Origin of the sequence: Paracoccus sp. SSJ (assembly GCF_030234105.1) — a bacterium.
In the GTDB taxonomy this organism is placed as follows: domain Bacteria; phylum Pseudomonadota; class Alphaproteobacteria; order Rhodobacterales; family Rhodobacteraceae; genus Paracoccus; species Paracoccus denitrificans.
On the sequence record NZ_JASSPE010000020.1, the window covers coordinates 48178 to 69732 of the forward strand.

22 protein-coding genes and 1 tRNA gene are annotated in these 21555 nt (G+C 66.5%); 18 read left to right on the forward strand and 5 right to left on the reverse strand.

The window, feature by feature from the left end; translation table 11 throughout:
* The first annotated feature begins 166 nt into the window (after positions 1–166).
* The 13 genes from QPR87_RS18970 (at position 167) to QPR87_RS19030 (ending at position 10547) form a co-directional block, all read left to right on the forward strand.
* On the forward strand, positions 167–424 hold the full coding sequence (locus QPR87_RS18970) for a hypothetical protein (RefSeq protein ID WP_285050830.1): 258 nt from the start codon (positions 167–169) through the stop codon (positions 422–424).
* A complete protein-coding gene (locus tag QPR87_RS18975; RefSeq protein WP_285050831.1) occupies positions 424–570 on the forward strand; it encodes a hypothetical protein in 147 nt (48 codons plus the stop codon). Before QPR87_RS18970 ends, QPR87_RS18975 begins: the two co-directional genes overlap by 1 nt.
* A gap of 133 nt (positions 571–703) precedes the next feature.
* Positions 704–1822 (forward strand): DNA polymerase III subunit beta, encoded by a 1119-nt coding sequence (locus QPR87_RS18980; protein ID WP_285050832.1) that lies wholly within the window; start codon positions 704–706, stop codon positions 1820–1822.
* A gap of 3 nt (positions 1823–1825) precedes the next feature.
* Positions 1826–2482, forward strand: a complete 657-nt coding sequence (locus QPR87_RS18985) for a hypothetical protein (RefSeq protein WP_285050833.1) — start codon at positions 1826–1828, stop codon at positions 2480–2482.
* The gene (locus tag QPR87_RS18990) at positions 2482–5127 is read left to right on the forward strand and encodes a DNA methyltransferase (RefSeq protein WP_285050834.1); all 2646 of its coding nucleotides are present in this window, start codon (positions 2482–2484) and stop codon (positions 5125–5127) included. The genes QPR87_RS18985 and QPR87_RS18990 overlap by 1 nt, the downstream gene beginning before the upstream one ends.
* Complete coding sequence (locus QPR87_RS18995) at positions 5124–5543, forward strand: hypothetical protein (protein WP_285050835.1); 420 nt, start codon at positions 5124–5126, stop codon at positions 5541–5543. The genes QPR87_RS18990 and QPR87_RS18995 overlap by 4 nt, the downstream gene beginning before the upstream one ends.
* Positions 5540–5749 (forward strand): hypothetical protein, encoded by a 210-nt coding sequence (locus QPR87_RS19000; protein WP_285050836.1) that lies wholly within the window; start codon positions 5540–5542, stop codon positions 5747–5749. Before QPR87_RS18995 ends, QPR87_RS19000 begins: the two co-directional genes overlap by 4 nt.
* On the forward strand, positions 5746–6603 hold the full coding sequence (locus QPR87_RS19005; RefSeq protein ID WP_285050837.1) for a hypothetical protein: 858 nt from the start codon (positions 5746–5748) through the stop codon (positions 6601–6603). The genes QPR87_RS19000 and QPR87_RS19005 overlap by 4 nt, the downstream gene beginning before the upstream one ends.
* The gene (locus QPR87_RS19010) at positions 6596–6799 is read left to right on the forward strand and encodes a hypothetical protein (protein ID WP_285050838.1); all 204 of its coding nucleotides are present in this window, start codon (positions 6596–6598) and stop codon (positions 6797–6799) included. The genes QPR87_RS19005 and QPR87_RS19010 overlap by 8 nt, the downstream gene beginning before the upstream one ends.
* Positions 6792–7145, forward strand: a complete 354-nt coding sequence (locus QPR87_RS19015) for a hypothetical protein (RefSeq protein WP_285050839.1) — start codon at positions 6792–6794, stop codon at positions 7143–7145. Before QPR87_RS19010 ends, QPR87_RS19015 begins: the two co-directional genes overlap by 8 nt.
* Positions 7142–9241, forward strand: a complete 2100-nt coding sequence (locus tag QPR87_RS19020; protein WP_285050840.1) for a DNA cytosine methyltransferase — start codon at positions 7142–7144, stop codon at positions 9239–9241. The genes QPR87_RS19015 and QPR87_RS19020 overlap by 4 nt, the downstream gene beginning before the upstream one ends.
* Positions 9241–9471, forward strand: coding sequence for a helix-turn-helix domain-containing protein (locus QPR87_RS19025; RefSeq protein ID WP_285050841.1), 231 nt, complete (start codon positions 9241–9243; stop codon positions 9469–9471). The genes QPR87_RS19020 and QPR87_RS19025 overlap by 1 nt, the downstream gene beginning before the upstream one ends.
* Positions 9447–10547 (forward strand): tyrosine-type recombinase/integrase, encoded by a 1101-nt coding sequence (locus tag QPR87_RS19030; protein ID WP_285050842.1) that lies wholly within the window; start codon positions 9447–9449, stop codon positions 10545–10547. The genes QPR87_RS19025 and QPR87_RS19030 overlap by 25 nt, the downstream gene beginning before the upstream one ends.
* A gap of 26 nt (positions 10548–10573) precedes the next feature.
* On the opposite strand, the gene QPR87_RS19035 is transcribed toward QPR87_RS19030, so the two are convergent.
* From QPR87_RS19035 to phaC, 4 genes are all read right to left on the reverse strand, one after another.
* Positions 10574–10663, reverse strand: a tRNA-Ser gene (locus QPR87_RS19035).
* Between the two features lie 50 nt (positions 10664–10713).
* A complete protein-coding gene (gene phaR, locus QPR87_RS19040; protein WP_104494109.1) occupies positions 10714–11301 on the reverse strand; it encodes a polyhydroxyalkanoate synthesis repressor PhaR in 588 nt (195 codons plus the stop codon).
* Between the two features lie 148 nt (positions 11302–11449).
* Positions 11450–11923: a hypothetical protein gene (locus QPR87_RS19045; RefSeq protein WP_011747298.1), complete on the reverse strand. Its 474-nt coding sequence runs from the start codon at positions 11921–11923 to the stop codon at positions 11450–11452.
* A gap of 113 nt (positions 11924–12036) precedes the next feature.
* Positions 12037–13953, reverse strand: a complete 1917-nt coding sequence (phaC, locus tag QPR87_RS19050; RefSeq protein ID WP_502921625.1) for a class I poly(R)-hydroxyalkanoic acid synthase — start codon at positions 13951–13953, stop codon at positions 12037–12039.
* A 527-nt stretch (positions 13954–14480) separates the two neighbouring features.
* Between phaC and phaZ the strand changes: the two genes are divergently transcribed.
* Positions 14481–15824: a polyhydroxyalkanoate depolymerase gene (gene phaZ / locus QPR87_RS19055; RefSeq protein WP_414153783.1), complete on the forward strand. Its 1344-nt coding sequence runs from the start codon at positions 14481–14483 to the stop codon at positions 15822–15824.
* A gap of 42 nt (positions 15825–15866) precedes the next feature.
* Here the strand turns inward: phaZ and QPR87_RS19060 are convergent, their stop codons facing one another.
* Positions 15867–16616 (reverse strand): alpha/beta fold hydrolase, encoded by a 750-nt coding sequence (locus QPR87_RS19060; protein ID WP_285050846.1) that lies wholly within the window; start codon positions 16614–16616, stop codon positions 15867–15869.
* A gap of 169 nt (positions 16617–16785) precedes the next feature.
* Between QPR87_RS19060 and thrS the strand changes: the two genes are divergently transcribed.
* The 4 genes from thrS (at position 16786) to QPR87_RS19080 (ending at position 21495) form a co-directional block, all read left to right on the forward strand.
* Positions 16786–18732: a threonine--tRNA ligase gene (gene thrS, locus QPR87_RS19065; protein WP_285050848.1), complete on the forward strand. Its 1947-nt coding sequence runs from the start codon at positions 16786–16788 to the stop codon at positions 18730–18732.
* A gap of 227 nt (positions 18733–18959) precedes the next feature.
* The gene (locus tag QPR87_RS19070; RefSeq protein WP_011747293.1) at positions 18960–19166 is read left to right on the forward strand and encodes a cold-shock protein; all 207 of its coding nucleotides are present in this window, start codon (positions 18960–18962) and stop codon (positions 19164–19166) included.
* A gap of 205 nt (positions 19167–19371) precedes the next feature.
* The gene (locus QPR87_RS19075; RefSeq protein ID WP_285050850.1) at positions 19372–20835 is read left to right on the forward strand and encodes a class I adenylate-forming enzyme family protein; all 1464 of its coding nucleotides are present in this window, start codon (positions 19372–19374) and stop codon (positions 20833–20835) included.
* Complete coding sequence (locus QPR87_RS19080; protein WP_285050851.1) at positions 20836–21495, forward strand: DsbA family oxidoreductase; 660 nt, start codon at positions 20836–20838, stop codon at positions 21493–21495.
* The last annotated feature ends 60 nt before the right edge of the window (positions 21496–21555 follow it).

Here is a 21555-nt window from a genome sequence, read left to right on the forward strand (position 1 = left end):
GCTCGCGGGCGGTCGAGCGTGCCCGCGCCCTGATCGCCGACCCGGAGCGTGCGGCACAACAGCCCGCGTTCATCCGCACGATGGCATGGCGCATCCTTGTGAACGCCCGTTCCCGCCCGGCAAGCCGCGAGCCCCGGCGCGCGTCGTATCTTCCGGAGGGCGCATGATGGCTGCCATCGACAACATCGACTTCCCGCTCCGGGATTTCGGCCGCCGGGTGCCAGCCGCGCGAGACCGGCGCGCCTGTGCCGCCTGCTGGTTCATCAGCGCCCTGTTTGCAGCCGGCCTGCTGTTCTGGCTGGTCGTGGCCTGCTGGATGCTTTGGGATTACCTGCCCGATACGGGCGCGGTGTTGGACTTCCTCGCGCCGACGGCAACCCAGGCGCGCGACGGTGGCTGGGTTGCGCTGTCGGAGGGGCTGTGATGCAGCAGCATTACGCGATCCGACATCGCGGCAGCCATCGCGTCCGCCTGCTGAGCGCGGCGATGCTGGCTCGTTTCTTCGACAACCGCGATCCGCGCGAATGGACCGTTCCGATACCGGTCTGCGCGACCGAATGGGTCTCCTGACCACGCTCTCCTAAGTTTCCTGCCCGCCGGACGCTCGCCTGTCCCGCCGGGCTTCACTGGCCCCCGGCTTCTGCTCGGGCCGGGGGCTTTTTTCTGCAATCCGGCCTGCTCGGCCAAAGTTTTTGAGGCCACCATGACCCTGATGGAGCCCATCAAGCCCGCCGCCACGGCCGGGATCACCTGCACCGTCGCGGATCTGCGCCGCGCGGTGAACGCGGCGGCCTTCGTGGTCGAACGGCGCAACACCATTCCGGTCCTGGGCTGCCTGCGCATCGAGCCGCTGAACGACAAGCTGCGGATCGAAAGCACCAACCTCGATAGCTGGCTGATGGTGGACTGCCCGGCCACCTGCACCGAGGGCGAGCCCTTCGTGATCGACGCGCGCCTGCTGCTCGCGCTGCTGAACGGTGCCGAGCGCGACGACAGCGTCGGCATCACCATGGACGGGAATGTCGCGACGCTGCGGATCGGCCCGGCGGTTGCCTGCGTCCAACTGCTTTGCCCCGCCTCGGATTGGCCGTCGGCACCCAGCACCAAGGGCATGTCGTGGGTCAGCATACCGGAGGCAGCGCTTGCCAAGATGATCGGCCGCGTGCGGTGGGCCATCTCGACCGAGGAGACGCGCTATTATCTGAACGGCATCTATATGCATCGTCGCGAGGGACGCCTTGCGGGCGCCGCCACGGACGGCCATCGGCTGGCGCTGTATCAGACCGATGCCGAATGGCCCCTGCCCGACCTGATCTTCCCCCGCTACTCGGTGGCCGCGCTGCACAACCTGATGACCCACGGCGGCAATCAGTCGCTGCGGATCGGCGGCTCGGCCAACCCCGTGCGGATGCAGATTTCCGGCGACGGCTGGACGCTGACGGTCAAATGCATCGACGGCGCCTATCCCGATTACACGCGGGTCATACCAGACCGCAGCACGATGCGCGGCTATGCCGTGATCAATCGCGCCTTGCTGCGGCGATTCCCGAACACCAGGAGAATGCACCTCCTGCGTGACGCCCTGAAGTTCGACCTGGGCAAGCGCGTCGCCAACCTGAACAGCCTCGGACTCGGGATTGATGTCGAGATACCGATCGAAGCCGACGGGGATTTCGCCATCGGCTTCAACGAAGGCTATGTCCGCGAGATCGCGCGGATCTTCGACACCGTGCGCATCGAGGCGAGCACCGCGAGCGATGCCGCCCTGATCCTGACCGAGGATCCCGACCTGACGGTCGTTCTCATGCCGATGAGGACGTGAGCGATGGCCAGCCAATCCCGCTTCCTGTCCGACGTGCGCGATCACCAGATGACCATCGAACTGGATCAGGGCGTCCACCGCTCGATCCTGTTCAAGCGGCCGCGCTCCTCGGCGTATTATTTCCGGCTGGTCACCTGGCCCGGCCGCCTCACGATCAGCGGCGACATGGGCGACTACACGTTCGCCCGCCTGATCGACATGTTCGAGTTCTTCCGCCACGCCGGCCCGGCCTATGACCGAGGCGACCGGATCAACGTCGACTACTGGGACGAGAAGCTTACAGCCATCTGCAAGGGCGGCGAACGCTACGACCTCGACGAAGGGGGTTACATCGATGCGGTGCGCTCCATGCTGGGCAGCCACATCCGCGACATGCCGCTGCGGGATGCTATTACGGTCGTCCGCGAGGCAAAGTGGGACGATCTGTTCACCGCCCCGTCGACCACGCGAGAAGCCGAGCACCGTCTCTATGCCTGGCGCTGCCCGGTCACCGGCAACGCGCCGTTTTCCAATCTTTGGGACCGGCGCATCACCACCGCGTCTTTCCACCTGGTCTGGTGCATGCGCGCCATCCAGTGGGGCATCAAGCGCTACGACCTGCACCGGCAGGGGCGCACCCAGGCCGACCATGACCGGCGCGTGCTGGCGGGGGCGATCTGATGGGACAGCAGCCCTCCTATGACGACTTCCTGCGCGCGAAAGCAGCCATCGCGCCGCGCTTTGGCGGTATGCAGGTCGATGAGGCGACGCTGAACCCCGCCCTGAAACCGCACACCCGCCGCATGGTGAGCTGGGGTCTGCAAGGCGGCCGGCGCGCCTGGTTCGCGAGCTTCGGCCTGCACAAGACCGCGACGCAGCTGGAGACGATGCGCGTCCTGACCGAGACGACGGGCCAGCCGACGCTGATCACTGCGCCGCTGGGCGTCCGGCGCGAGTTCATGCGCGAGGCGCAGGAGCGGTTCCGGGGCAGCTACGCCGTGGACCTGAAATTCATCCGCGACAGCGATCAGGTGGACGGGCCGGGCATCTACCTGACCAATTACGAATCGGTGCGCGAGGGCAAGGTGGCGCCCGATCCGTTCATCGGCGTCAGCCTCGACGAAGCGGCGATCCTGCGCGGGTTCGGCGGCACCAAGACTTTCCGCGAGTTCATGGCGCTGTTCGCCGGCGACGACCGGCGCGACCAGTCGAACCGGATCAAGACCGCCGGCGTGCCCTATCGCTTCGTCGCCACCGCCACGCCCAGCCCGAACGACTATATCGAGCTGCTGTCCTATGCCGGCTTCCTCGACGTGATGGATATCGGCCAGGCCAAGACCCGGTTTTTCAAGCGCAACAGCGAGAAGGCCGACCAGCTCACGCTGATGCAGCACAAGGAGCGGGAGTTCTGGCTGTGGGTCGCGTCCTGGGCGCTGTTCGTCACCAAGCCTTCCGATCTGGACCCCAGTTTTTCGGATGATGGCTACGACCTGCCGCCGCTCGATGTGCGCTGGCACGAATTGCCGGTCGATCACCTCGCCGGCGCCGCCATCGAGAAGAGCGGCCAGAAGCGCATGTTCAAGGACGCGACGGCCGATCTCTCGGCCGCGGCGCGCGAGAAGCGCGAGAGCCTGCCGGCGCGGATCGAGAAGCTGATGGAGATCCGCGCCGAGGGCCCGGCCGCGCACCGGATCATCTGGCACGATCTGGAGGCCGAACGCGCCGCGCTGGAAAAGACGGTGCCGGGCATCGCCACGGTCTACGGTTCCCAGGACCTCGACCAGCGCGAGGAGCTGATCGGCGATTTCGCCGATGGCCGGGTGCAGGAGCTGGGCGCCAAGCCGGTGATGCTCGGCTCGGGCACCAACCTGCAACGGCACTGCGCCTGGCACGTCTTTCTCGGCATCGGCCACAAGTTCAACGATTTCATCCAGGCGATCCACCGCCTGCTGCGGTTCGGCCAGCCCGCCGACAGCGTGCGGCTCGACCTGATCTACACCGAGGCTGAACGCGAAATCCGCCGCTCGCTGGAGCGGAAGTGGCGTCAGCACAACGAGATGGTTCAGAAAATGATCAACATCATCAAGGAATTCGGCCTGTCCGAGGTCGCGATGCAGCAGGCGCTGGTGCGCGCCCTCGGTGTCGAGCGGGTCGAGGCCTCGGGACCGGATTACCGCTGCGTCCACAACGATTGCGTGGCCGAGACCCGCAGCATGGCCGACGCCTCGGTGCAGCTGATCGTCACCTCGATCCCGTTCAGCACCCAATACGAATACAGCCCGAACTATGCGGATTTCGGCCATACCGACGACGATCCGCATTTCTGGCAGCAGATGGGCTTCCTGATCCCCGAGCTTCTGCGGGTGCTGGAGCCGGGCCGGATCTGCGCCATCCACGTCAAGGACCGGATCATCCCCGGGGGCATCAACGGCTTCGGTTTCCAGACCCTCTCGACCCTGCACATGGATTGCGTGCGCGAATTCCAGCGCCATGGTTTTGCCTACCTCGGCATGAAGACGATCACGACCGATGTCGTGCGTGAGAACAACCAGACCTATCGCCTTGGCTGGTCGGAACAGTGCAAGGATGGCAGCCGCATGGGCTGCGGCGTGCCGGAATACCTGCTGATCTTCCGCCGGCCGCCCAGCGACACCAGCAACGGCTACGCCGACAGGCCGGTGAAGAAGGCCAAGAAGGAATGGGACCCCGAGGCCAAGGACTGGCGCAACGAGGGCGGCTATAGCCGCGCCCGCTGGCAAATCGATGCGCATGGCTACATGCGGTCGAACGGCGACCGGACCCTGCAGCCCGAAGAACTGGAGGGGCTGGACGCCGACCAGGTCTACAAGGTCTGGAAAGCCTACAACCTCCAGCAGGTCTACGATTTCGAACATCACGTCCGGATCGGCGAGGGGCTGGAGAAGAAGGGCCGGCTGCCGCCGACCTTCATGCTCCTGCCCCCGCATAGCGCGCATCCCGACGTGTGGACCGATGTCGCGCGAATGATGACCATCAATGCCGAGCAGGCGCGCAAGGGCAACGAGATGCACCTGTGCCCGCTGCAATACGACATCGTCGACCGGGCCATCGCCCAGTTCACCGAGCGCGGCGAGTGGGTCTACGACCCGTTCGGCGGACTCATGACCGTGCCTTTCCGCGCCGTGAAGCTCGGCCGCAAGGGCATCGGGGTCGAACTGAACAAGGGCTATTGGCTCGACGGCTGCAAATACGTCGAGGCCGCATCGCGCGAGGCCGGCATGCCCAGCCTCTTCGACCTGCTCGACGCCGATCAACCCGAAAACCAGAAGCTGCGGAGGACCGCATGAAAACCATCGAACAACTGACGGCCAGCGACACCGCCTGGTATTCCTCGAATGACGAGGATGTCTGGACTGGTGGACCCTATGCCACCCGCGAGGAGGCTGAAGCAGAGGCCAAAGATAATGAGCATCGGCTGATCATGCAGGCCACGAAAGCGCCGGTCCGCGTGTCGAAGCATTTCGACCAGGGCGAGTTCTTCGAGGCGGCCGAGGAAAGCCTATATGACCTCTGCAACGAGGATGGTGATCCAATCTTGGATTTCGATCCGGCGGTCAACCTGGATTTGCAGGCCCGTGTCCGCGCCGCAATCGACGAATGGCAGGTCGCGCATCAGCTTTCTCCGATGCCGTGGCGGTTCAGCAGCGGCGATGAACCCGAAATCGCAGCTTGGGCGAAAGCCGCGGAAGGCGGTGACGCATGACCGGCGACATCACGGAAGCCGAATTTATCGAGCGCTTCGTCAATCACATGGTGCTGATCGGCGGCACCGAGTTCGCCGACGGATCCTCGATTGAGGCATACGCCCGCGAGGCCGCCCCGACCTATTGGGCTGAGGTTGATCAGCGCGAGGACGGGCCGGAAGCCTGCGCCCAGGCCGATATCTCCTGCTGGGAGTATGAAGCATGACCGGCCCCATCGTTTCCGTCGAGATTGGCCGCAGCACCTGGCAGGGACCGGCCGAGGAAGCACCGCGGCGGGCGGCAACGGCGCGACATCCGCATTGGGCAGTGACCGTCGAAACGGGCGGCGAGCAGATCGTCAGGCTCGAAACCGAATGCTACGGCGGACGCGAACTGTCCGCTGCCGACGAAGACGCTGTGAGGACCGCGGCGCAGCACCTGCTCGCATTCATTGGCGACCGCAGCGCGGACATGGCAGAATGCGCCGCGTTCAGCGCGGGGTATGAGGCTGGGGAGCGTGACGGCCGCGCCTCGGGCCAGCAGGTGCGGGCGGGCCGCTGGCGTGTCTTTGAAAGCGCGTTTGGCCGTGGGTGGTGGGGCATCGAGATCGACGGTGACCTAGACGCCGATGCGATCCTGCCCCCGCAAAAGATCGCACGAGAGGACCTCGAAGCCATCGTCGATGCGCACAACGCCGCCCTGACGCCAGCCCCGCAGCCCGAGGGGCAGGTGCGGGCTGGCTTGGTTGATGTCGGAAAAGTCGTTCAGCTTTGCGAGGACGCGGCCAGAAAGCGCCGCGCCCAAGCTGCCGAGGAAGGCGACGAGGACCAAAAGCGCCGCTGGATCGCCGGTGCTATTCAAGCAGAAATCCTATCCGAGAAAATCCGCAGTCTTGCGGCCACGCCTCTCTACGCCCACCCGCCGCAATCCAGCGCGTCGGTCGCGGAGGCGCTGAAACTCGCCGCTGCCCGTCTGCAACGCCTTGCGCTGGAAATCCCGTCAACGACCCCGCTGCGGGCCGATGCTTTTGAATGGGCCGATGAAGCCCTGCGCGCCCTGAAAGGAGGCGCCCATGGCTGACCAGATCCTCCCCATCATCCATCGCGGAATCGCGATCCGTCAGGCCGAGGTGCCGGGCGCGCCCTATGAATGGACGCACGAGGAGACCGATGCCCACGGCATGGCGCTGACGCTGGCCGACGCCAAGCGGCAGATCAATACCCACCTGGGCGGGGATGATCCGCTTTGCCGTCCGGAGGAGGATAGCCATGGCTGATGTCACTGGCCCTATCAGCACGCTGCCCGGTTCGAACCATGCGGTTCCTCCCGGCACGATGTGCGATGAGCATCCAGACCGGCCGGCGGTTGCCCGCATCCAGGGCGAAACCGATTCCTTCGGCTGCGAGATGATCGATTGCTGCGCTGAATGCCGCGACGCGATGGCTGTCGAAGCCGCGACCGGCAGAGAGGGCGCATGCGATTGGTGCGATACGCTCGCATCCGATCTGCGCCCGCATCGGGATTTCGAAGAGGGTATGACCGGGCGGGTCTACCAGGTCTGCGGCGCATGTCGCGAGCGCGAAGCCGCACGGATGGCGGCCGAGATGGAGGGCTGGGAATGACCTTCCAGCCACACCTTCCCCTGATCATCGACAGCTTCGCCGGCGGTGGCGGGGCGTCCACCGGGATCGAGATGGCCTTGGGCCGGTCGCCCGACGTGGCCATCAACCACAGTGCCAAGGCGCTGGCGCTGCACGCGGCCAACCACCCCGAGACACTGCATCTGGACAGCAACATCTGGGACGTTGAGCCGCTGGCCGTCACGAAGGGCCGGCATGTCGGGCTGCTCTGGGCCTCGCCCGATTGCAAGCATTTCTCGAAGGCCAAGGGCGGCGCGCCCCGCGACCGCAATATCCGTGACCTGGCATGGGTCGTCGTCAAATGGGCCGAGTTCGCCAAACCGGACGTGATCTGCATGGAGAACGTCGAGGAGTTCGTGACCTGGGGGCCGGTCGATGACGATGGCCAGCCGATCAAGGAACTGGCCGGCGTCACCTTCGACCTCTGGCTAAAGCGGCTGAAGAAGGCCGGATACCGGGTCCAGTGGCGCGAGCTGCGCGCCTGCGACTATGGCGCTCCGACGATCCGCAAGCGCTGGTTCCTGATCGCCCGCCGCGATGGCCGGCCCATCGTCTGGCCGAAGCCGACGCACGGTGACCCGAAATCGAAAGAGGTCCGCAAGGGCAAGCTTCTGCCCTGGGTCGGCGCTCATACCTGCATCGACTGGTCCCTGCCGTGCCCGTCGATCTTCGACACCTCGGCCGAGGTCATGGCCAAGCACGGCCTGCGCGCCGTGCGGCCGCTGGCGAAGAACACCATGGCGCGCGTGGCGCGCGGCATGGGCCGCTATGTGATCGAATCGCAGGATCCGTTCCTGGTTAGCCTCAAGGTCACCGATCGGCGGGACCGGCCGGTGAATGCCCCGCATCCGACCGTGCTGGCCGGTGGCGGGCACAGCTCGCTGGTCGTTCCCAGCATCGTCGGATGCGGCGGCCGGGCCGGCCAGAGCCGCCCGCGCGGCGGGGACGAGCCTTTCGCCACGATCACGGCCAAGGCCGACGGCTGCATTGCGACCGCCACGCTGGCCCCCAGCATCCAGCGCTTCAACGGCGGCGCGACGGGGCAGGACCTGCGCGACCCCATGGCGACGATCACCGCGAACAGCTGGATCAAGAAGCCGGGCGCCGCCGCGCCGCTGGGGATGCTGGCGCCCTATCTGGCCAGCATCGCGCACGGTGACAGCGGCGGGCGGCGGGAATATCCGCTCACCGATCCCCTCGGCACCGTCACGGTTGGCGGCATCCAGCACGCCCTGATCGCCCCGGTGCTGACCTATGCCCAGCAGGGCGGCGGCAACCGATCGGCCGAGGATCCGCACCACACGATCTGCGCCAGCAAGAAAGACCAGAACAGCCTGATCGCCGCGACCATGGTGCATGTCGGCAATGGCGAACGGGCCGGGCAGAAGCCCCGGGCGCTGGACGTGTGCGCACCGCTCAACACGGTGGTTGCGGGCGGGGTGAAGCACTATCCCGTGGCCGCGTTCCTCGCCCAGCACAACAACGACAGCCGCCGCATAGGTGGGGTCAATCCCGGGCGTCGGGCGGATGATCCGATGGCGACGGTGACCGCCACGGGCAGCCATCAGATGCCGGTCGCGGCGTTCTTTGCCAAATACTACGGCACCGCCGTCGCCGCGCGGACGGACGAGCCGATGCACACCATCACGGTCAAAGACCGGATGGCGCACATGCAGGCCGAGCTGGCCGCACCGCCCTTCGCGCCCGAGCATCATGCCCGCGCCCGCCAGGTGGCCGAGTTCCTGCGGGAGCATGGTGCGTGGGACGGTGGCGAGTTCGTCATGCTGGAGGTCGAGGGCGTGACCTATGTCGTGATCGACATCGGCATGCGGATGCTGACCCCGCGCGAACTGTTCCGCGCCCAGGGCTTCCCCGACGACTACGTCATTGAGGGCGTCTGGGATGTCGGTTCGGGCTGGGACAACCTCGGCCACAACGGCGGGCCGCGCTGGGTTCCATTTGCCAAGGACGTGCAGGTCAGCTGCTGCGGGAACAGCGTCTGCCCGCCCATCGCCGCCGCCATCGTCGGCGCGAACTGCCAGCATATTGCGATTGAAGAAGAGAGGAGGATGGCGTGATGGGTAAGCACGAGCCAGCTTTTGCGCCGCGCCTTCTGCCCGCACCGGAGGCTGCGCATTACCTCGGGATCAGCGAGACCACGTTGCGCGGCCTCGGCCTGCCCCGCCGGATGCTGGGGGGAAAGCGGCTTTACGACCGGCTCACCCTTGACGAATACGCTTCCGGTCTGCCTGTTGATGGTGAGACCGGGAATGAGGCGTCGGAATGCGACAGGGCATTTGGGCTGTGAAGTTGAAGGGCATCAGGCGCCAGAAGCGCGGCGACAAGGTAATCCGCTACCATCGGGCCACCGGCATACGCCTGCCTGATGACATTCCCGAGACGCACCCGGACTTCGTCGCCGCCTGGGCGCGGTGCGAAGCCGGGCAGGGCCAGCCTGAAGAAAGGAAGGCGGCTGCACCGAGCGGATCGCTTGCCGCCGCCTGCATCGCATTCAGGGGATCGCCGACTTTCGCGCAGCAATCGCCGGTCTATCGCGACATCCTGACCCGCAACATGGAGGCGATCCGCGCCGAATATGGTCACGTCTCGATAAAGGCGATCAAAGCCAAGCACATCAGCGCCGACCTGGCCAAACTGGCGGGCACCAGGCCGCTATCGCGGCTCAAGACCTGGCGTAAGGTCATGGATCACGCGCGTCGCACCGGATTGATCGAGGAAGATCCGAGCCTGACCGTAAAGGCTCCAAAGGTGAAGCTGAAGGGCCACGAGGTCTGGACGGAAGGCGACATAGAGGCGTTCCGGAAGAAATGGAAAATCGGAACCGTCCAGCGCGCCTGTTTCGAACTGCTGCTGTGGACCGCGGCGCGGACGGTGGACGCCGTGCGGATCGGGCCGCAGCACGTCGGCAAGGACGGCGTGCTGTCGTTCCGGCAGTCCAAGACCGGAGGGATGGCCTATGTCCCATGGACCGCACCCTTGCCCGCCTGGGGCGTCGGATGGGCGGACGAGCGGCGGGAGATGATGGAGGCGTTACGGTGCCTCGCCGGTGGGCTGACGTTCCTCCAGGCGCGCGGCGCGCGGCCGAGATCGGAGAAGGGGCTTAGCAACCTCATCAGCGCCGCAGCGCGCGAGGCGAAGCTCGAAGGTCGCACCGCGCACGGGCTTCGCAAAGCGCGACTGACCCGCATCGCCGAAGCCGGCGGATCGGCCCATGCCATCAAGTCGTGGGGCGGTCACAAGACCTTGGCCGAGGCCGCGCATTACACCGAATCCGCGGACGCGAAACGGCTGGTTACCGGCACGGAACAGGAACAGAACGCTGTATCACCTGCCGAACGCGATACAAAAACCGCAAATAATTGAATAAAATCAATGCTGATTTGAGGCGATGGCGGACGGTGAGGGATTCGAACCCTCGAGACGGTTCCCCGCCTACACACTTTCCAGGCGTGCGCCTTCGACCACTCGGCCAACCGTCCGTGGCGGCTCGTCTAGCGCGACGGCGCGACCAGTGCAAGCCGCAGTTCCGTCAAAGCTTCGAAATCCGCTTCTGCAACTCGGCAAGCTGCCGGCGGATCTCGGCCATGTCCTCGGGGCCGGAGCCCTTCTTGCCGCCGCGCCGGGGCTCCTCCCCCTCGGTCTCTTCCATTTCGGGACCGCTGCTCCCCGCGCCCCAGCCTGCCGACATCGCCTTCAGGAACAGCTGCTGCTGGCGCTGGAGCGCCTCGAAACCAGGCATCGAGGACATCGGGTTCGGAAAGGTCGACAGGTTCTCCATCATCTTGGACTGGCCTTCGCGCAGCATCTCGAAACTGGCGGCCAGGAATTGCGGCACCACCGATTGCGCCTGCGTGGTGTAGCTGCGCACCAGGTCGATCAGCACGTCGATGGGCAGCACGTTCTCGCCCCGCCCCTCATGCTCGGCGATGATCTGCAACAGATATTGCCGGGTCAGGTCGTCGCCGGTCTTGAGATCGACGATGCGCACCTGACGCCCAGCACGGATGAAACCCGCGATATCCTCGAGCGTGACGTAATCGCTCGTCTCGGTGTTGTAGAGGCGGCGGCTCGCATAGCGCTTGATCAGAAGCGGGGTCGTGTTCTCGGCCTCAGCCATGGCTCCTCCGGCAATGCATTTGCAGCATGATGGGAAATGGCCCGGAAGAATGCAAAGAAAATCGCCACGCTGCAGATGGAACCGAAGCGGGCATGAGAAAAGGGGGCAGCGAACTGCCCCCTTGTCCCGATACCGTCAAGGTCTGAAATCAGCCCTTGGTCACGGTGCTGGCCGAGGACGCGGCGGCAGCGGCTTTCTTGACCGCGGCCTGGGTCTCGCGGGTGGCCTTTTCGGCGGCCTTCTGGGCGTCGGCAGCCAGATCCTTGCCGGCGGTCAGCATCAGGTCGACGGTGTCCATCTGGACCTTCTTCGCCACTTCGGCAAAGGCGGCCATGTGCTCGGCGGCCATTTCGGCGGCAGCGGTGGCGAAGTCGCTCAGCGCCTTGGCGTATTCGGCCGGCTCTTCCTTGGACGAGGTCAGCTCACCCATGCGGGCGATGGTGTCCTTGGCCCACTGGGCCGAGATCTCGGTCGAACGCTCGGCAGCGGCCAGCGCGACGCGGGCCATCTTTTCGCCCAGCGCGGTCTGCGACTTGAAGGCGTCCTGGAACGACGAGGTGTCGACCGGGAATTTCGCCATCACTTCTTGCAGGGTCTTGGTAAAGTCGGGGGTCTTGGCCATGTGCTCTCTCCTTGGTCGGCGCGACGCTTCGGCACCGTTTGAACTGTTCTGTCCAACATATACTTTCTGCACTGCAGCATTGCAAGGTTTTCTTGCTGCGGTGCAGAAAAATTTTATGCCCGCTCGTGAACGTAGAGCCCAGGCGCGGGGCCGAAGCCCTCGCCCGGATCGCGGGCCTCGATCATGTCCCCCGCCCGGCGGGCCAGCCACTCGCCCCAGCGGCCCCACCAGCTGCCCTCGTGATGCCTGGCCTTGTCCAGCCAGTGCTGCTCGCCCTGATCGAAACCGGCATCCGAGGTGTAATGGCCGTATTTCTTCTTGCTGGGCGGATTGACGATGCCGGCGATATGGCCCGATTCGGACAGGATGAAGGTCTTGTCCTTCGAGCCCATCTGCGCCACGCCGCGCCAGCTGTCGCGCCAGGGCGCGATATGATCCGTCTCGCAGGCGATGGCGCAAAGCGGCACGGTGACGTCGCCGACATGCAGTCGGTGGCCCAGCAGGTCGAACCCCTCCTTGACGAAGCGGTTCTGCTGGCACAGGCCCCGCAGGTATTCCACCGCCATGCGCCCGGGCAGGTTGGTGCCATCGCCGTTCCAGAACAGCAGGTCGAACGCGGGCGGCATCTCGCCCAGCATATAGCTGCGAATCGCCGGCCCCCAGACCAGGTCGTTGGCGCGCAGGAAGCTGAAGGTGCGCGTCATCAGCTGCGCGCCAAGCACGCCGGTCCGCGCCGCCTCCTCCTCGATGCCCGAGACGAAATCCTCTTGCAGATAGGCGGTGAACTCGCCCTGGTCCGCGAAATCGGTCAGCGCAGTGAAGAAGGTGGCCGAATTCACCCGGTCGTCGCCGCGCTGCTTGAGGATCGACAGCGTCAGCGCCAGCGTCGTCCCGGCGATGCAATAGCCGACGACGTTCAGCTTTTTCTGGTCGGTCAGGTCCAGCACCCGGTCCATCACCTCCAGATAGGCAGTGACGTAATCGTCCATGCCGGTATCGCCATAGCTGGGATCGGGGTTCTTCCAGGCCACCACGAACAGCGTATAGCCCTGATCGACGATCCATTTGATCAGGCTGTTCTGCGGCTTGAGGTCGAGGATGTAGAACTTGTTGATCCAGGGCGGAAAGATCACCAGCGGGATCTCGTGCACCTGGGCGGTGGTGGGCTTGTACTGGATCAGCTCGTAAAGCTTGGTGCGCGCCACCACCGTGCCCTCGGTGGTGCCGATGTTCTCGCCCACGCGGAAGGCGTCGCGGTCGGCCAGCGAGACGATCAGCTCGCCATTGTTCTGCTCGACGTCACGCACCAGGTTCTCAAGGCCCTTGACCAGGCTTTCGCCCTCGGTCTCCAGCGCCTTTTCCAGCGCGTCGGGATTGGTCGCCAGGAAATTCGTCGGCGCCATCATGTCGATCATCTGGCGGGTGAACCATTCGATCCGGCGCCGGTCGGTCATCTCGGGCAGGTCGAGCGCGCTGGCCGCCTCTTCCAGCGCCTGGGCGTTGATCTGGTATTGCCGCTTGATGAAGTTGAAGAACGGATGCGCCTCCCAGAGCGGGTTCGAGAAGCGCCGGTCCCGGGGTCCCTCGCTGGGCGGCGGCTTCAGCGTGCCGCGGGCAAGGGCGGCCTGGGCCTCGGCGAAATGGCGCAGCGTCTCGCCCCAATAGCTGACCTGCTGGCTGAGCACGCGCTCGGGCTGCTCGGTCAGCAGCTTGATCCAGGCGCCGGTCGCGGTGGCGAACAGTTCGGGACCAGGCAGCTCGACGCCGGGGCTGTGCGGCCGGCGTTGACCCAGCGCGCTGATCAGGCGCTGGGTCAGCGATTCGATACGTTCGATGTTCTGGGCCAGTTGCTCGGGCAGGCGGCTGCCGACGCCGAAGGCGGCTTCGGCGAAGGCGGCGGCGCTGGACGGCTCGGCAGCGGGGGCGGCGGGGGCGGCGGGTCTTTCGGTCCCGGCGGGGGTCGGGCTCGCGGCAGCGGGCGCGGCCATGGGCGGCGCGGCACCCGGCCCGACGGCGCCAAGCGGGCGCAGCGCCTCGTCGACCGCGCTCAGCGATGCGGCTTCGGCCTGCGCCTTCGCGGCGGCCTTGGCAGAGGGCTTGCGGCGCGTGCCGGTGCGGGGATCGCTGCGGCTGGCCGCCCGCGCACGCGACACGGGCTTGCGGGCGCCGGACTTGGCAACCGGCTCGGCGGCAGGCTTGCCGGCCCCGGATCCGGCGGCCGCCTTGGGCTTGGCCGGCGTCACGGGCTCCTGCGCGGCCTTGGCAGCGGGGGCAGCCTTCGCCCGGCGGCCGCGCGCCGGCGCTTCCGAATCGGCGGGGGCCGGGTCCTGTTTCGCGACCTTGGCCGCGGATCGGGCCTTTGCCCCAGTCCCGCGAGCCTTGCGCGGTTTGGCCGCATCGCCGGCCCCGGCTTCGACTTCCGGTTTTTTGTCCTTGCCCGCCATAATTGACAATCCTCCCTGAACCGTAAAATCATTATGCCCAGCACAATACGCAGGTAAAGCCGTGTCCTTTCCCGGCAGGGCGGAATCCGGCGGGTTCATGGGAGAAGGTTGCAATGACGACGTACAAGGGTTTGAGAGGGATCATCTCCTATGACGCGATGGAGACGATCCGCAACACCAACGAATGGATGGGGGCCAGCGCCCGTGCGCTTTCCTCCTACCCGGCCTTTGCGCTGATGCCCAATCCGCTGTTCAAGCTGATGTCGGCCTGGGGCCGGGTGACCGAGCGCAGCTTTGCGCGCATGGTCATCAAGCCGGACTGGGAAATCCCGCCCGTCGTTTCCGAGGACGGCCAGGACCACGTCGTCTATATCGAGCCGGTGATCGAGCGGCCTTTCGGCGACCTGGTGCATTTCCGCGTCGCCCGCCGCGCGCCCCAGGCGCGCAAGGTTCTGCTGGTCGCACCGATGTCGGGCCATTACGCCACTCTCCTCCGCACCACGGTCACATCATTGCTGCCCGATTGCGAAGTCTATGTGACGGATTGGCACAATGCCCGTGACATTCCGGTCAGCTGCGGCAAGTTCGACGTCGACGACTACACCCAGTATCTGGTCGACTTCATCCGCCATCTCGGCCCCGACACCAATGTGATCGCCGTCTGCCAGCCCGCGCCGCTGGCCCTGGCCGCGACCGCATTGCTGGCCGAGGAGGATCCCAAGGCCCAGCCGCGCTCGCTGATCCTGATCGGCGGCCCGATCGACCCCGACGCGGCGGCGACCGAAGTGACCGATTTCGGCAACCGCATCACCATGGGCGAGCTCGACTACCTGATGATCCAGCAGGTCGGCTTCAAGTATCGCGGCGCCGGGCGCATGGTCTATCCGGGCCTCGCCCAGCTTTCCTCCTTCATCGCCATGAATGCCGAGACCCATGCCAAGGCGTTCCTCGACAAGATCTTCGCCGAGGCCCGCGGCCAGGGCTCCGAAGGCGACAAGCACAACACCTTCTACGACGAATATCTCGCCGTGATGGACATGACCGCCGAATTCTACCTTTCGACGGTCGAGCGCATCTTCAAGGAACGCGAGATCGCGCGGAACTGCTTTACCGTGAACGGCAAGCCGGTGGACCTGGGCAAGATCACCGATGTCGCTGTCATGACGGTCGAGGGCGCCAATGACGACATCTCGGCGCCGGGCCAATGCGTCGCGGCGCTGGCGCTCTGCACCGGCGTGCCCGAAAGCCGCAAGACCCAGCACCTCGAGCCCGGCGCCGGCCATTACGGCATCTTCGCCGGCAAGAGCTGGCGGCTGAACATCCGCCCGCTGGTGCTGGATTTCATCGACGAGCAGTTGCAGCCGACGGGCCAGCGCAAGCGACGGCGCGGCGGCCCCGTCCCGGTCGATTGCGGCGTGACCAACCTTTCGGAACAGGACGCCAAGATCGCCGTCTGACCACCCGCAGGGACAAGGCGCGGCCGATGGGCCGCGCCCTTCTCATCCCGCCCGCGCCAGCACCTCGTCCAGCGCATCGCCGATCAGCGCCAGGCAGTCGGGGGTCGAGAAGCGGTGATCGGCACCCTTCACCAGCACCAGCCGCATGTCCTCGCCCTTGCCATGGGCCAGAAGGTCCAATGCCCAGGACATCGGCACGTCGGCGTCCTCGGTGCCTTGCAGGAAACGCACCGGGAAAGGCAGGGGCAGGGGCTGGTCCAGCACCAGATGGTCGCGCCCGTCCTCGATCAGCCGGCGCGTGATGACATAGGGCGCGTCGCCATAGTCGCTGGGCTGCTCGACCCGGCCCCGCTCCAGCAAGGCGGCGCGCTCGGCCGCGGAAAACCCGACCCAATAGCCGCGCTCGGTGAAATCCGGCGCGGCCGCCACCGTCACCAGCCCGGCCAGCCGCTCGGGCATGGTCCGCGCCAGCAGCAACCCGATCCAGCCGCCCATCGAGGAACCGACCAGCACCTGCCGCCCCTCGGTCAGGCCCCGGATCGCGGCCATGGCATCGGCGAACCAGTCGCCGATCGCCCCCTCCTCGAACATGCCCGAGGACTCGCCGTGGCCCGAATAGTCGAAACGCAGGAAGGCCCTGCCCCGCGCGCGCGCCCAGTCCTCCAGCCACAGCGCCTTGGTGCCCTGCATGTCCGAGCGGAAACCGCCCAGGAACATCACGCCGGGCCCCTGCCCCTCGATCCGGTTATAGGCGATGCGCCGCCCCTGCGGCCCTTCCAGAAACTGCGTCATTTCTCCGTTTCCCAAATACTCTGCGGGGGAGTCGCGCGCCCGCGCGACGGGGGGCGCAAAGCCCCCCGCGACCCTAGCCGCATTGACAACGCCCGGCAATCGCGCCACACCCGCGCGACATACCCGCAACCGGGCGTTCCGTGGGCGCCAAACCGACGAGGAGGACTCCATGTCCCAGATCTCCCTGACCTTTCCCGATGGCAATGCGCGCGACTATCCCGCAGGCGTGACCGCCGCCGAGGTCGCGGCCTCCATCGCCCCCAGCCTGGCGAAGAACGCCATCTCGGCCAGCCTCGACGGGCAGCATATCGACCTGCAATGGCCGATCGCGGCCAGCGGCCGCATCGCCATCAACACCATGAAGGACAGCGAGCCGGCGCTGGAGCTGATCCGCCACGACCTTGCCCATATCATGGCCCGCGCCGTGCAGGAGCTGTGGCCGGACGTCAAGGTCACCATCGGCCCGGTGCGCGACCAGGGCTGGTTCTACGACTTCGACCGCGCCGAACCCTTCACGCCCGAGGACCTGGGCGCCATCGAGCAGCGCATGAAGCAGATCATCGCCGCCCGCGACCCGGTCCGCACCGAGGTCTGGGACCGCGACCGCGCGCGCGCCCATTACGAGGCGCAGGGCGAGCCCTTCAAGATCGAGCTCCTCGACCGCATCCCCGAGGGCGAGCCGATCCGCATGTATTGGCACGGCGACTGGCAGGATCTCTGCCGCGGCCCGCATCTGCAGCATACCGGCCAGGTGCCGGCCGATGCCTTCAAGCTGACCCATGTCGCCGGCGCCTATTGGCTGGGCGACGCCTCGCGGCCGATGCTGCAACGCATCTACGGCGTGGCCTTCCGCAACCGCGACGACCTCAAGGCCCATCTCACCATGCTGGAAGAGGCCGCCAAGCGCGACCACCGCAAGCTGGGCCGTGAAATGGAGCTGTTCCACTTCCAGGAAGAGGCGCCGGGCATGGTGTTCTGGCACCCGAACGGCTGGTCGATCTATCGCGAGCTCGAGGCCTATATGCGCCGCCGGCTGATCCGCGCCGATTACAAGGAAATCAAGACGCCCCAGGTGGTGGACCGCATCCTGTGGGAGAAATCCGGCCATTGGGAAGCCTATCGCGAGAACATGTTCATCGTCGAGGTGGACGAGGAAGGCGCCAAGGAAAAGCGCATCAACGCGCTCAAGCCGATGAACTGCCCCTGCCATGTCCAGGTCTACAACCAGGGCCTGAAATCCTATCGCGACCTGCCGCTGCGGCTGGCGGAGTTCGGCTCCTGCCACCGCTACGAGCCCTCGGGCTCGATGCACGGGCTGATGCGGGTGCGCGGCTTCGTCCAGGACGATGCGCATATCTTCTGCACCGAGGACCAGATCGAGGCGGAATGCGCCGGCTTCATCGGCCTGCTCTCCTCGGTCTACAAGGATCTCGGCTTCGAGAAATTCGACATCAAGCTCTCGACCCGGCCGGATGTGCGCGTGGGCTCCGACGAGATCTGGGACAAGGCCGAGGCGGCGCTGAAAGGCGCCATCGAGCATCTGGACCTGCCCTATGAGGTCAATCCCGGCGACGGCGCCTTCTACGGGCCGAAGCTGGACTTCAAGCTGACCGACGCCATCGGCCGCGAATGGCAATGCGGCACCTTCCAGTGCGACTTCAACCTGCCGCAGCGGCTCGAGGCGGAATATGTCGGCGAGGACGGGGCCAAGCACATGCCGGTCATGCTGCACCGCGCCGTGCTGGGCAGCTTCGAGCGCTTCATCGGCATCCTGATCGAGAACTATTCGGGCAAGCTGCCCTTGTGGCTGGCGCCGCGCCAGGTCGTGGTCGCCTCGATCGTCTCGGGCGCCGACGATTACGTCCACGAGGTCGTGGCCGCGCTGCGCGCCGCCGGGCTGCGTGCCGAAGCCGACACCCGCAACGAAAAGATCAACTACAAGGTCCGCGAGCATTCGGTCGGCAAGGTGCCGGTCATCATGGCCGTGGGCCTGAAGGAGGTCGAGGAGCGCAGCGTCTCGGTCCGCCGGCTCGACCGCCAGGGCAGCGAAAGCCACGGCCTCGAATCGGCCATCGCCACGCTGCGGGCCGAGGCTACCCCGCCGGATCTGCGCTAAGCGTCCCGGTTTGGCGACAATTTGCCGATGTGAACGCGCAAGATGACCCTACGTCATCTTGCGTGGCGCATTCGCACTTGCGTTTTTCGGGGAATCGTTCATCCTCTCGTCCGCGTGAGCACGACTTTCTACCGCCTCCCTTCACGGGGCAGCCGGACTTGACGGGAAAGGGCTGCACGGCCCGGGCGCAATCTCGCCCCGGGAGGACTTGAAGGAGAGACGGTATAATGGCTACCGGCACCGTAAAATGGTTCAATGCCACCAAGGGCTATGGCTTCATCGCACCCGATGACGGCGGCAAGGACGTGTTCGTCCATATCTCGGCGGTCGAGCGCGCCGGCCTGACCGGCCTGAACGACAACCAGAAGATCGCCTACGAACTGCAGTCCGGCCGCGACGGCCGCAGCTCGGCCTCGGACCTGAAGCTGCTCTGATTCGGCGACACCCGGAATTTCGGAACCGGCCGGCCCATCAGGTGTCGGCCGCTTTCATTTGCACCTCTCCGGTTTCCCCTTGTGAAACATCCCGGCAGACACGGGACCGACCTCGCCCGGGAGCGGTCCCACGAAGGGGCGGAGCCCCCTTCCCACCTGCGCCGCAAGCCTCTATCCCCAAGCCTGAACCACAGGGGATGACGGGATGAATCTGGCCGAACATGTGCTGCGCGCGGGCCTTGCCGCACCCGACAGGCTGGCCATGTCGGTCCTGGGGCTCAGCCGTGCCGACCGCTGGTCGCATGCCCGGCTGCGCCAGGCGGTGCTGGGCACGGCGACCGGCCTTCTGCAATCCGGCCTCGCGCCCGGAGACCGGCTGCTGATGCGGCTGGGAAACAATCCCGGCTTCCCCGTGACCTATCTCGGCGCCATCGCCGCGGGCATCATCCCGGTCCCGACATCGCCGATGCTGACCGCGCCCGAGATCGGCAAGATCGCCGCGGCGATCCGCCCGGCGATGATCGTCGCCGACGACGGTATCGCCCTGCCCGACCACCCGGCCCCGGTGCTGCCTGCCGCACAGCTCGCCGATTTCGCCGCGCTGCCGCCGGCCGGGTTCGCGCAGGCCGCACCCGACGACCTGGCCTATATCGTCTTCACCTCGGGCACCTCGGGCCAGCCGCGCGCCGTCTGCCATGCGCATCGCGCCATCCTTGCCCGCCAAATGATGTTTCAGGGCTGGTATGGGCTGACCGCGCAGGACCGGCTGCTGCATGCCGGCGCCTTCAACTGGACCTTCACGCTCGGCACCGGGCTCATGGATCCCTGGACCATCGGCGCCACCGCGCTGATCCCGGCCGAAGGCGTCGCGCCCGAGCAGATCCCGCTGATCGCCAGCCGCCACGGCGCCACCATCCTTGCCGCCGCGCCCGGCGTCTTTCGCCGCATGCTGCGCGCCGAATGGCAGCCATGGGCCGGGCTGCGCCACGGCCTCTCTGCCGGCGAAAGGCTCGATCCCGGGTTGCGCCGCGACTGGCAGGCGCGCACCGGCACCGACCTGCACGAGGCGATGGGCATGTCGGAATGCTCGACCTTCCTGTCCGGCAGCCCCGCCCGGCCGGCGCCCGAGGGCACGGCAGGCTTTCCCCAGCCCGGCCGCCGCATCGCCATCCTGGACGAAACCGGCGCCGAAGCTCCGCCCGGAACGCCCGGCATCCTTGCCGTCCACCGCTCGGATCCCGGCCTGTTCCTGGGCTATCTCGACCAGCCCGAAGAGACGGCCGCCCGCTTCCAGGGCGACTGGTTCCTGACCGGCGACCTTGCCGAGGCGACGCCCGAGGGCGCGATCCGCACGCTGGGCCGCTCGGACGACATGATGAATGCCGGCGGCTTTCGCGTCGCGCCGGGCGAGGTCGAGGACGCGCTTTCGGCCCTGCCCGATGCCGGGGACGTCGCCGCCGCCGAACTGCCGGTCGGTCCCGGCCTCAGCATCATCGCCGCCTTCTGGACCGGCCCCGCCAGACCCGAGGCGATGCGTCAGCAGGCCGAAACCACGCTTGCGCGCTACAAGCAGCCGCGCGAATACATCCGCCTGCCCGCCCTGCCCCGCACGCCGACGGGCAAGATCAACCGCCGCGCCCTGCGCGACATCCATCGCAAGGATCGCTGAATGACCGACCCCCTTCCCGGCCAAGTGCGCCTCGACATCTTCGCCGATCCGGTCTGCCCCTGGTGCATGATCGGCAAAGCCGAACTGGACCAGGCGCTGGAAAGGCGGCCCGGCCACCCCTTCGCCATCACCTGGCAGCCCTTTCGCCTGGACCCGCAGATGCCACAGGCGGGCATGGATTACGTCGCCTACATGAAGATGAAATTCACCGACGAGAAGGGCATCCTCGCCGCCATGAAGCCGGTGATGGAGGCCAGCGAGCGGCTGGGCCTTTGGATCAACCCCTCGCTGATCGAGCGGGTGCCGAACACGCTCGACGCCCATCGCCTGCTTTATTGGGCGGGGCTGGAGGGCGTGCAGACCCCGGTCATGTCCGGCCTGATGCGGGCGCATTGGCGCGAGGGCAGGAACATCTCGAACCCCGACGTGCTCGCCCTCATCGGCGAAAAGGCCGGCATGGACGGCGGGATGATCCGCCGGCTTCTGGCCAAGGCCGAGGACCGCGACCAGATCGCCAGCCGCGAGATGCATGCCCGGCAACGCGGCATCGCCTCGGTCCCGACCTTCATCGTCGCCGACACCCATGTCGTCACCGGCGCACAGCCGGCGGGCCTGTGGCAGAACGTGATCGACGAACTGACCGGCGGGCAAGCGCAATAGCTTGCCCCATAGGTTGCGCGGCCGGCCGGCCTGCACGCAAAATCTGGAAATCTGCGCCGG